The sequence below is a fragment of the Leucobacter musarum subsp. musarum genome (assembly GCF_001273845.1).
Classification (GTDB): domain Bacteria; phylum Actinomycetota; class Actinomycetes; order Actinomycetales; family Microbacteriaceae; genus Leucobacter; species Leucobacter musarum.
The window spans coordinates 23,779-31,372 of the sequence record NZ_JHBW01000109.1 but is presented as its reverse complement, the minus strand read 5'-3'; the positions used below and the strand labels follow the sequence as shown (position 1 = coordinate 31,372).

6 protein-coding genes are annotated in these 7,594 nt (G+C 68.4%); 5 read left to right on the top strand and 1 reads right to left on the bottom strand.

All coding sequences use genetic code 11. The features are described 5' to 3' along the window. The 5 genes from CH42_RS14805 to CH42_RS14785 all read left to right on the top strand — a co-directional run. Positions 1–1,096: LPXTG cell wall anchor domain-containing protein (locus CH42_RS14805; protein ID WP_156322607.1), on the top strand; the 1,096-nt coding region annotated here is incomplete at its 5' end. A 168-nt stretch (positions 1,097–1,264) separates the two neighbouring features. After that, positions 1,265–2,158 (top strand): DUF5819 family protein, encoded by an 894-nt coding sequence (locus tag CH42_RS14800; protein WP_239684077.1) that lies wholly within the window; start codon positions 1,265–1,267, stop codon positions 2,156–2,158. Continuing rightward, positions 2,155–3,276, top strand: coding sequence for an HTTM domain-containing protein (locus CH42_RS14795; protein WP_075205420.1), 1,122 nt, complete (start codon positions 2,155–2,157; stop codon positions 3,274–3,276). Before CH42_RS14800 ends, CH42_RS14795 begins: the two co-directional genes overlap by 4 nt. A 94-nt stretch (positions 3,277–3,370) precedes the next feature. After that, on the top strand, positions 3,371–4,021 hold the full coding sequence (locus tag CH42_RS14790; RefSeq protein WP_156322606.1) for a TetR/AcrR family transcriptional regulator: 651 nt from the start codon (positions 3,371–3,373) through the stop codon (positions 4,019–4,021). Positions 4,022–4,086: 65 nt separating this feature from the next. Beyond that, the gene (locus CH42_RS14785; protein ID WP_053353974.1) at positions 4,087–5,778 is read left to right on the top strand and encodes an MDR family MFS transporter; all 1,692 of its coding nucleotides are present in this window, start codon (positions 4,087–4,089) and stop codon (positions 5,776–5,778) included. Here the strand turns inward: CH42_RS14785 and CH42_RS14780 are convergent. After that, positions 5,747–7,555 (bottom strand): bifunctional 3'-5' exonuclease/DNA polymerase, encoded by a 1,809-nt coding sequence (locus tag CH42_RS14780; protein WP_239684076.1) that lies wholly within the window; start codon positions 7,553–7,555, stop codon positions 5,747–5,749. The genes CH42_RS14785 and CH42_RS14780 overlap by 32 nt on opposite strands. Positions 7,556–7,594 lie beyond the last annotated feature (39 nt).

Sequence of the window (7,594 nt, the reverse complement as noted above, 5' to 3'; positions counted from 1 at the left end):
GACGGCTGATTCGGCGTCGAACGCGGATGCTTCGGCGGAGGCTTCGGCCGCAGCGAATGCGGATGCGTCGGCGGCTGCGGATGCGGCGTCTGAGGCTGCGGCTGAGGCGACGTCGTCGGCGGATGCGTCGGCAGAGGCTTCGGCTGATGCGACCGCGGATGCGGATGAGGGTGTGAATGCGAATGCGTCGGCTTCGGCGTCGGCTTCGGCTGATGCGGCGGCGGACGATGATGCGACGGCTTCGGCTCAGGCGGCGGCGCAGGCTGCGGCGAACGACGACAACACGAGTGACGCTTCGGCGGCTGCGGATGTGTCGGCGAACGCGGCGGCTGAGGTTGCGGCGACGGCGGATGCTTCGTCTGAGGCGTCGGCTGAGACGAACGCGGCGGCTTCGGCGGCGGCGACGGCGAGTGCGGATTCGACGGCTGATTCGGCGTCGAACGCGGATGCTTCGGCGGCGGCTTCGGCCGCAGCGGATCCTGACGCGACCGCCGCATCAGACGCAGCAGCCGAGTCGGCAGCAGAGGCCACGTCATCGACCGATGCCTCGGCCAGCGCCAGTGCAGGTGCGAACCCGAACACCGTTGACGCGACCGCAACTGCGGATGCGACAGCAGACGTCAACGCGAACGCGTCGGCTTCGGCTTCCGCTTCAGCATCGGCGGACGCGACGGCTGCGGCTCAGGCTGCGGCGAATGCTGACAGCACCAGTCAGGCATCCGCTGCGGCGGATGTCAGCGCGAACGCAGCGGCTTCGGCAGCGGCGACCGCGACGGCGTCGGCAGACGCATCGGCGAACACCAACGCGGCGGCTGCGGCTGCGGCAACGGCGAGCGCGGATGCGAGCGCGGCCTCGGCCTCGAACGCACGCGGCTCGGCGGCGTCGAACGCCACCGCAACGGCCGCGGCGACGTCGGCAGCCCAGGCAACCGCTTCGGCGAACGCCTCGGGCAACGCGTCGGGCGGCGCCAAGCACCTGGTGAATACGGGTGGTGAGAACCTGATCGGGCTCGGCGCGGCAGGCATCGTCCTGCTGCTCGCCGGGGCGGGTCTCACGCTCGCGATGCGACGGCGCCAGGCGCTGCGTCGCGATTAAGGGGTAAGGGGGAGGTGTGCGGCCGGGAGTGATCCCGGCCGCACACCTGTTTTCGCGTGGAGCTTCGCAGGCAACCACTCGTGGCGCACCGCGCCGACGCGCTACCTCCCTGAGCGTTCGCCCAACTGCTACATTCGCAACAACTCCCTCATGGAGACAGGAGCAGGTGTGACATCAACAGCGTCCCCATCGAAATCGAACGGGCATGACGATTCGTCGTCGGGCACCCCGAATGCGGGGGCGGATCGCGCCGGCCCGCAGGCGCCCGCGCCTCGGCAGGCAAGCCCCAAGCTGTGGGTGCGTCTCGTCGCGTTCGTCGCGGTGCTGTTCGCCGGGTGGCACATCCTCGCCTCGTTCCTCTGGATTGCGCCGTTCTCGGCGAACGCGCGCGAGATCGTTCCCGGGAACGCGCTGAGTTCGTACATGCTGCCGATGTTTGGCCAGTCGTGGAGCGTCTTCGCCCCCGAACCGGTGAACGGGGACTTCCACTTCAACGTGCGTGCGGTACTCGAGGACGACGCCGGGTCGCGCTCGGAAACCGGATGGGTGAGCGCGACCGATGTCGAGCTCTCGATGATCCGGTACAACCTGACGCCGCCGCGGGCCGGCATTCAGTCGACCGAGGTCGCCTCGAACTTCAAGAAGGCGTACGACGCGTTGACTGACACGCAGCGCACCATCGCCGCGGGTGACTTCACCGCGGCGGAGTGGGAGGTCGGTCTGCGCGCCGCGCTCGAGAACGACGCGAAGAATGCCACCGATACGACGCAGGCCGATAAGAACGCCCAGAACGTCGAAGAGTTCTTGCATCAGGAGCATCGCTCGACCGCGTACGCGACCCAGGTCGCGGAGGCGGTCTGGGGCGATGAGGTCGTCGAGGTGCAGTATCGCGTGAGCCGCCAGAACATCATTCCGTTCGCGGAGCGTCACAACCCGCAGGCGCAGCGCCCTGAGGCGACGGTGGTGCTGCCGGGGTGGCGCGCACTCGTCGTCGAGGAAGGCCAGAATTCCGGCAACTTCGCCGATGTCTTCCGCCGCCAGTTCGAGAGGATCTCAGAATGAGCGAGCAGCCTACGACCCCGGTTGGTCAGTTCGGGGCGTTCATCGGGAGCCTGATCGCTGCGGCGTGGTCCGCGGCGACCGGCACGATCGGTCGCGCCATCGATTTCGTCGAGCGCTGGCTCTTCGCCGGGAAGAAGTCGCTCTACGGCTTGGCGGTCACCCGCATCGTGTTCGGCCTGACAGCGTTCGGACTGCTCGCGACCAACTTCGCGACGCGGCTCTACACGTTCGGTTCGGGGTCGGCATGGAATGGCGAGCTCGCCGAACCGGTCAGCGACTTCCCGAAGATCTGGATCTTCAGCGCGTTCCACGCGGTTGCCGGCAACGATGTCGCGTTCACCCTGCTGTACCTGTTGCTCATGGCGTTGGCCGTGCTGTTCGTGCTCGGGTGGCGCTTCCGTATCGTGCTGCCCGTGTTCTTCGTGCTGTGGGTCGGGTTCATCGAGATGAACGACATGGTCGGGGACCAGGGCGACAACATGTTCCGCATCGCGCTCGTGCTCATGTTCTTCGCAGATCCGGCGGCTCGATGGTCGCTCGATGCGCGTCGCCGGGCGAAGGGGGAGTGGTTCCCCGTCGGCACCTCGGGCAACCATCTCGGTACGGTGCTGCACAACCTCGCGCTTGTCGCGCTCACCGCTCAGGTGGCGTTCGTCTACGCCTCGGGCGGCCTGTACAAGGCGCAGGGTTCGCCGTGGGCCGAGGGGTACGCGGTGTACAACCCGCTGCACACGATGCGGTTCGGTACGTGGCCGATTCTGAGCGACCTCATCACGGCGTGGGGGCCGGCGGTCGCGATCGGCACGTGGGGGTCGATCGTGCTCCAGATCACTTTCCTGCTGATGCTGCTCTCGCGGCCGACGCGGCTGTTCGCCCTCTTCGGTATCCTGAGCTTCCACGTCATGATCGGTGTGCTCATGGGCCTGCCATGGTTCTCGCTCACGATGATCGCGATCGACTCGATCTTCATTCGCGACCGCAGCTGGGAGCGGCTCAGCAACTCGGTGTCGCGGCGATGGAAGGCGCACATGGGTCGCCCTGCGAGCGGCGAGGAGCCGGTCGGCACCGGCACTGAAGTCGCTCCCGAGGTCGCAGCGGGGGCTGTTTCGGCGCGCTGACGCGATCGCCTCATGAGGGCGCAGGATCCACGGGCCAGTGGATCCTGCGCCCTTTTCAGTGCACTTTCAGCATGAGAGTGCAAAAATGCATTCTGTGACCGATAGTGCAAAAAGCCCGCGCGAGCAGCGCCGCCTGCTGACCGCCCGAGCCCTCACCTCGCACGCGCGACTCTGGACGGCCGACCGGGGCATCGGCGGATTCACCGTTGAGGAGCTGTGCGAAGCCGCAGGGGTGTCGCGGCGCACGTTCTTCAACTACTTCGCTTCGAAAGAAGACGCCGTGCTCGGCGTGCCCGTCGAGCGCGATGACGCGCACCTGCGCGCGCAGTTCATCGCCGGGGCCCGTGATGCGCCTCGCGCCGCATCCGGGCTGACCGACTCGGTGGTCGACGACCTCATCGAGCTCTTCCGTGCGCGATGGGAGCACCTCGATCTCACGATGGATGACGCCAAGGCCCTATTCGCGGCGCTCGATCGCGAGCCGCGATTGCATCGCCGCGTACTGGAGCACCTGCGTGAGAGCGAACTCATTGATATCGGCCTGATCGAGCAGCGCGAAGGGCTCGACGCAGGTGACCCGCGAGCCTCGACGCTGGTGCATCTGCTGGGCGCCATGAACCGCATCGTCGCCGAAGAATACTTCACGGCGCATGAGCACCTCCCCGAGCACGGCAAGATCGGCATCGACACCTACACGCGGATGCTGCGCGAGCGCGTCGAGGTCGCCCGCTCGCTGCTGCGCTGACGCACCCGGCCCGATTGCGGGCCGCACCAGACGAACCCTTACCCGCTCTTCCCGGAAGTGGAACCATGACCGCACCCATCGCACCTCCCGCCCCATTCCTGCTGACGCAGCGCCGAATCTGGATCATCTTCGGCGCCCTCATCGCCGGCATGCTGCTCTCCAGCCTCGACCAGACCATCGTCTCCACCGCGATGCCGACCATCGTCGGCGAGCTCGGCGGCGTCGAGCACCAGGTGTGGATCACCACGGCATATCTGCTCGCCACGACGATCGTGATGCCGATCTACGGCAAGTTCGGCGATGTGCTCGGGCGGCGATGGCTGTTCCTGCTCGCGATCGCGCTGTTCACGCTCGCATCGGTCGGCTGCGCGTTCGCGACCGACTTCTGGGGCTTCGTCGTGTTCCGGGCCATGCAGGGTCTCGGCGGCGGCGGACTGATGATCCTTTCGCAGGCCATCATCGCCGACATCGTGCCCGCCAATGAACGCGGCAAGTACATGGGCCCGCTGGGCGCCGTCTTCGGACTCTCGGCGGTTGCCGGGCCGCTGCTCGGCGGCTACTTCGTCGACCATCTGACCTGGCAGTGGGCGTTCTACATCAACATCCCGGTGGGCATCGCCGCGTTCATCATCGGCCTCGTGGCGCTCAAGCTGCCGACCAAGAAGGCGACGCAGCCGATCGATATCTTCGGCGTGATCTTCCTCTCGATCGCGACCACCTGCCTCATCTTCTTCACCGACTTCGGCGGCGACAAAGCTTATGGCTGGAGCTCGCCGGCCACATGGGCGTGGGGTGCAGGCCTCGTCGTCTCGGCCGCGGCCTTCATCTTCACCGAGGCTCGTGCGAAGGATCCGATCATTCCGCTCGGACTCTTCCGTAACCCGATCTTCGTCAACGCGACCGCGATCGGGCTCGTGCTCGGCGTCGGCATGTTCGCCGCGATCGGGTTCGTGCCGACCTTCCTGCAGATGTCGTCGGGCACGTCGGCGGCCGCATCGGGGCTGCTGATGATTCCAATGATGGTCGGGCTCATGGGCACCTCGATCGCGTCGGGCATCGCCATCTCGAAGACGGGCTCGTACAAGATCTACCCGATCATCGGCACGATCGTTACCGGTATCGCGATGACCGCGATGACGACGCTCGCCGCCACGACACCCATCTGGCTCATCTGCGTCTACCTGTTCTTCTTCGGCGCCGGCCTCGGCCTCATCATGCAGGTGGTCGTGCTCGTCGTGCAGAACGCGGTGCCGGCCGCACAGATCGGCACCGCGACGAGCACCAACAACTACTTCCGCGAGGTGGGCGCCTCGCTCGGCACGGCCGTGTTCGGCACGATCTTCACGACGCGCCTCGCCGAGAACCTCACCGACGTGTTCACGAAGGCCGGCGCGAGTGCCGCCGACGCGGCGACCGCGACCTCCACGATCGACCCGGCGACCCTGAATGCGCTGCCCGAAGACGTGCGCAGTGGAATCGTCACCGCCTACGCCGACGCGCTCGCACCAGTGTTCTGGTACTTGATTCCGTTCATCGCGGTGGCATTGATCCTGTCGCTCGTGCTCAAGCAGATCCCGCTCTCCGATCAGGCGGGTCTCGTCGCCCGCGGCGAGGCGATCTCGGGCGCCGAGGCCGAGCGGCTCGAAGCCGAACTGCGCGGCACGACGCCACGCGTCGCTGCGGGTGCCGGATCGCCCGACGCCGGGCCGCAGCCGCCCGCTGAGGCTAGTGCTTCGACGCCCGCTCAGACGCCCTGAGATCGAGGGGAAACTCGACCGGGGTCTCACCGAACAGGAGTCGGCCCGCCGCGTGGGCCGACTCCGTGATGGCGGCAGCGACCAGGTCTGCCTGGTCGGCGGGGGCGTGCACGATCACTTCGTCGTGGAGGAAGAATGCGAGGTGCGCTCGTCGTGAGAACACCGGCCCCGAGGCACGTGCTGCCTGGGCGAGAGGCACCGCCTCGAACGCGGCGAGTCGCGCGCGCAGCTCGGCGAGCCAGCACAGCGCCCACTCGGCGGCGGTTCCCTGCACCACGAAGTTGCGGGTGAATCTGCCGCGTTCTCGGGCGAGACGTCGCGCCAGCGACTCGTCGCGCGGGTTCGCCCCGGGCAGGCTGGCGGCCGACTGCACGGCGTTCCAGTCGTCGCCCGGGGCATGCGAGCTGCGGCCGAGCCAGGTCGAGACCGTGCCGCCGGCCTCGCCGCGGGTGGCGGCATCGTCGACGAGTCGCATCGCGGCGGGGTAAGCCCGGCGCAGCCTCGGCACGAGCCGCCCGCTCTCGCCAGTAGTGGCGCCGTACATGGCGCCGAGCACGGCATACTTGGCCTCTTCGCGTGTCGCGACGGCACCGCTCTCGACGATGCCGGCGTAGAGGTCTTTGCCGGCGCCCGCGGAGGCCATCGCGCGATCACCGGCCATCGCGGCGAGCACGCGCGGTTCAAGCTGTGCGACATCGGCTGAGACCAGCACCCAGCCCGGGTCCGCGCGTATCGCCGGGCGCAGCTGGCGGGGGATCTGCAGGGCGCCGCCGCCGCTCGACGCCCACCTGCCGGTGACCACACCGCCCGGAATGTAGATCGGTCGATAGCGCCCGTCGTTCACCCACTCGTCGAGCCAGACCCATCCGTTCGCCGTCAGCAGCCGGGCGAGTTTCTTGTAGGCGAGCAGGGGAGCGATCGCGGGGTGCTCGTGCTCGGCGAGCTCCCAACGCGACGTCGAGTCGACTTCGATGCCGGCCGCGCGGAGCACTTTGAGGAGCCGGGGAGGTGAGTCGAGCGGAGCGTCTGGAGCGCCAAGTGCCTGACGCACCTCCTCGCCGACCTGCAGCATGCGTGCGGGCTTGCTGCCCGGTACCGGTCGGGGGCCGAGCGCCGCGCTTAAGATGCGATCGTGCTCGGCGACGTCCCAGGGCAACCCCGCCGCAGTCAGTTCGGCGGCGACCAGTGCGCCGGCCGATTCGGCGGCGATGAGGCGCGCGAGTCCGGCACCCGCGGTGCTCTCGGCGAGCGCGGCGCGTTGCCGGGCGAACTCGGTGAGGGCTGCCTCGATCGACTGCGGTACGCCGCGTGGCGCCCTTGCGACCGGAACCGCGACGTCGAAGAGCGTCGGAGCCTCGGGGGTCTCCGTGACGGGCGCGGGGAGGGCCTCGGGCGGCACGTTCCAGGCCTCCGCGTCGCGGAGTTCTCGAGCCGCCGCACCGGCATTCGCGGTTGCCGCGCCGACCGATGCGGCGTGCCGCAGAATCTGGTGCACCAGTCTGAGATCGTGGCACCGCCCCACGCGCACCCCTGCGGCGAGCAGCGCCGCATACACGTGCGCCGTATCGAACCAAACCCAGCGGGGTGCGTGGTCGGCCTCGACCTCCGCGACCGTCGACGCAAGCGCGGCTTCGTCGACTCGCGTCGTGGTGGCAGGGGAGCCGTCGGCGCTCACCGCGGTGATCTCCCAGCCGTCGCGCGCCCGTCCGATGACGCACCATCGCGGCGGTGTCGCGGAAGCTGCCCGTGGAGGGCGCTGTTCGGGGGAATCGGGCACGCTCTCACCGTAGCGCCGCCCGCCGACATCGCCCGCGCT

What these genes read in the sequence shown, in the direction of transcription:
- CH42_RS14795 (WP_075205420.1), top strand. Translation starts at nt 2,155, where the DNA reads ATGAGCGAGCAGCCTACGACCCCGGTTGGTCAGTTCGGGGCGTTCATC.
- CH42_RS14785 (WP_053353974.1), top strand. Translation starts at nt 4,087, where the DNA reads ATGACCGCACCCATCGCACCTCCCGCCCCATTCCTGCTGACGCAGCGC.